General features: G+C 58.6%; 2 protein-coding genes. One reads left to right on the top strand and one right to left on the bottom strand.

Annotated elements, in window-relative coordinates; all coding sequences use genetic code 11:
• A partial coding sequence (locus tag AWB67_RS41225; protein ID WP_159965155.1) for a hypothetical protein occupies positions 1-1,159 on the top strand: 1,159 nt, incomplete at its 5' end.
• 4 nt (positions 1,160-1,163) lie between these two features.
• Here the strand turns inward: AWB67_RS41225 and AWB67_RS37310 are convergent.
• Positions 1,164-1,628 carry a response regulator transcription factor gene (locus AWB67_RS37310; protein ID WP_235025588.1) on the bottom strand — a complete coding sequence of 155 codons (465 nt, stop codon included), beginning with the start codon at positions 1,626-1,628 and terminating at the stop codon, positions 1,164-1,166.
• Positions 1,629-1,675 lie beyond the last annotated feature (47 nt).

The following is a 1,675-nucleotide window of genomic DNA, read 5'->3' as shown; positions in this document are numbered from 1 at the left end:
CGCGCGGTCCGAGCGCGACGACAACGCGAATCAACCGGGTGCTATTCTGGCGTCCATCGACATCCTCCGGCGCATCTGCGCGTTGCGTTATCCGCCGGCGGACACGCGGACCATCGAAGAGCGCGCCGATGATGCCGCGCTGCTGCTCTGCGTGAAGGACAGGCTGAACTCGATCGCCAGTCCGTCCAATGGCCTCATGATCGCCTACACCTATATGTTCATCGAGGAGGCAGCGTTCAGAACGCGACGCGAGAGACGCGAGGAGAAAGCCAGGAGCGTCAATGAGTCGACGCGTGCCGAAGTGGCGAAATTGGCTTATCCGGGCTTGATCCGCAGCGCGAAGCGCTTCCGGTCTTTTCATCGCAACGTCTCGCGCGTCGGTGCCGCAATCACCTCGATCGCGGCGATTCTGTTATGGCTTGTCGTGTACGGTGTAGAACTGACTGCGCGCTTCGAGGACGAGCAAAAGAGCGTGATGGAGGTGACCAATCAGATCTACGTTCTCGCCGACAAGGAAAACGCGGCTTTGCCGCCGGATCAGCAGAGTCACGCGAGCGTGCCCGTACGATGCAACGACAAGATCGACGAACAGAGCAACCCGATACGAATGCTGTGCAACCAGTGGGCCTACCATCAGGCGCGCTACGAAAAAGCCATCGACGATGACGCGAGCTTTGCGGACAATGGACTTTCTTCCTGGCTGACGGTGCCGTTTCCTGTTTCTCCGACGCATTCGAAGAACAAGGCGGGCCAGAATGTCGGGACGCAGGAGAGCATCGAGTCGATCACGCTGGTTCTGTCTGCGTATGCAAGTTTTGTGTTGCCGGCGATGTTCGGGCTGGTCGGGACAATCGCTTCGTTCCTGCGCGATATCAGCAGCCGGATCACCAGCAGCATTCTCGCGCCGCGCGATGAGACGCTTGCGATCATCCGGCTGATACTCGGTGCCATCGCCGGGCTTGCGGTCGGTCTGTTCTTCACGCCGGCTTCAGTCGCGGGACAGGTGAGTTCGGGCGCGGGTAAGCTGACGCTATCAGCGTCGGGAATCGCGTTTCTGGCGGGGTATGGCGCGGACGGATTCTTCCGCGTGATCGATGCGATGATCGTCCGCCTGTTCAGTTTCGATCGACCCGATCAGAGGCCGACGGCGCCGAAGTGATCGTTCAGATTCTTTCAGACGCGACTGGCACTCCACCTTCTGCGCATTGACTCGCGATCCAGGCCGTGAGCTGACGGGTCGAGTGCATGCCGAGTTTGTGCAGAACGTGCTCGCGATGTTTGTCCACAGTGCGTGAGCTGATCCCCAACGCACGCGCGATCTCTTTGCTGGATAATCCACGACAAAGCAATGCCACTACGCGAATCTCCGCAGGGCTCAGCAGCCGCTCGGGTAGAAACGAAGCAAGCGCGTGATCGAGATCCTGCCATAGATGCTGACAAGCGATGGAGGAAGTAGTTGAAGTTGCCTTTTTATGTTTTATTCGCGCGCCGTGGCGACGCACGGTGTCGACACTGATTCCGAGTTGATCGGCAATCACCTTGTTGCTAATGCCGCGGGTGACCAGTTTAAGTATTTCCTGTTGCCGCGGAGTCAGCTCGTTGCTCGATCCTGGGCGTTTCACCTTCACCGTGTTCGTTGCCGCTAGTTTGATCGATCAAGTTCAGAGCATGAATG

It is taken from the genome of Caballeronia terrestris, from assembly GCF_001544515.1.
Lineage (GTDB): Bacteria > Pseudomonadota > Gammaproteobacteria > Burkholderiales > Burkholderiaceae > Caballeronia > Caballeronia terrestris.
The sequence above is the reverse complement of the archived record's forward strand: the minus strand, read 5'-3'. Positions and strand labels throughout refer to the sequence as shown.